This window comes from Streptomyces sp. NPDC045022 (assembly GCF_056432605.1).
Map to the genome: position 1 here is coordinate 1 of NZ_JBWKIR010000085.1, position 1,386 is coordinate 1,386.

Consider the following 1,386-nt stretch of genomic DNA (forward strand, 5'->3'; position numbering starts at 1 on the left):
CTAGGAGCTGTCCGGGCGATCATGTGACTGTTCCGTGCCGGACTCGTTGACGGAGACATGGGGCGGGGTGATCTGAGTGATGCCGAGTGGGAACGGCTGCGGCCGTTCCTGCCGGTCAGCAACAGGCGTTGTGGCAGGTGGCGGGATCACCGGCAGGTGATCGACGGGATTCTTCACCGGGTCCGGACCGGCGTGCAGTGGCGTGACCTGCCCGAGCGGTTCGGCCCGTGGAAGACGGTCTATGAACGACACCGGCAGTGGTCGGCTGACGGAACCTGGGAACGCCTGCTCCAGCAGGTCCAAGCCGAGGCCGATGCGGCGGGTGAGCTCGACTGGGACATCTCCGTCGACTCCACCATCGTTCGAGCGCATCAGCATGCCGCCGGCGCCCGCACCGATCCGCCGCCGGTTACCTCCTCAAAGGGGGACGCGCCAGCAGAACACCAGGTCGAGACGCCGTGGCAGAGTCTCGTCGCCCGCCTGGTGGAGGTGGTGCTGGGAGTGAGGGCCTGGGCCGCTCGCGCGGCGGGTTCACGACCAAGCTCCACCTGAGCGCGGACGGCCGCTGTCGTCCACTGTCCCTGGTAGTCACGCCGGGGCAGCGAGCGGACTGCACCCAGTTCAGGCCGGTCCTGGAGAAGATCCGCGTTCCCCGACTCGGGACGGGCAGGCCCCGCAACAAGCCGGACAGCCTCGCCGCGGACAAGGCCTACAGCAACGGACCCTGCCGCGACTACCTGCGCCGCCGCGGCATCCGGCACACCATCCCGGAGAAGGCCGACAGTCAGGCCGCCCGCCTGCGCAAAGGCTCGCGCGGCGGACGGCCGCCAGGTTTCGACGAAGAGCGGTACAAGAAACGCAACACCGTCGAACGGGCCATCAACAAGCTCAAACACGCCCGAGCTGTCGCCACCCGATACGACAAACGCGGCTACGTCTTCCTCGGCACGGCCACCGCAGCAGCCCTCGCGATTTGGCTCCGTACATGACCGCGCTTTACGGCGTCAGCTCACCGACGCGCCGGGAGCCAGCGCCAAGCCAGAGGCCGCGAGGAAGGCTTCAAGGCTGATGACTCCGCTGCCGGTGCCGTCGTCCCATTCGACCAGGAGTTCCGAGAGGCCCTCGTTCCAGGAGTCTGGTGTGTCGACGTCAGGGCCAGGATGCCGCTCGACGCAGCCTTCGCCGTGCCGGTACCGGAGGTACAAGTACTGGCCCTCCGCCGTCCAAGCATCCCACTGGGACGGGTGGGCGGAACACGTCTGCACAACCCGCACCAGCATCAGACCCTCAACTTCATCCATTCGGTGATGGTCGCGCGGCAAAGGAACTTGGGCAATCGACTTCAGAGACGCCAACAGCGACCATGATCGCCCGGACAGCTCCTAG

Annotated in this window: 2 protein-coding genes; one reads left to right on the forward strand and one right to left on the reverse strand. The window is 67.1% G+C overall.

The window, feature by feature from the left end:
- Nucleotides 1-57 precede the first annotated feature (57 nt).
- Nucleotides 58-989 (forward strand): IS5 family transposase gene (locus AC07C1_RS41250; protein ID WP_478947247.1). Its coding sequence is split into 2 segments (ribosomal slippage): nt 58-445 and nt 445-989, totalling 933 coding nucleotides; the frame shifts between segments, so codons are not numbered across the junction.
- A gap of 15 nt (nt 990-1,004) precedes the next feature.
- Here AC07C1_RS41250 and AC07C1_RS41255 read toward each other — a convergent pair.
- Nucleotides 1,005-1,355, reverse strand: a complete 351-nt coding sequence (locus AC07C1_RS41255) for a hypothetical protein (RefSeq protein WP_478947248.1) — start codon at nt 1,353-1,355, stop codon at nt 1,005-1,007.
- Between the last annotated feature and the right edge of the window lie 31 nt (nt 1,356-1,386).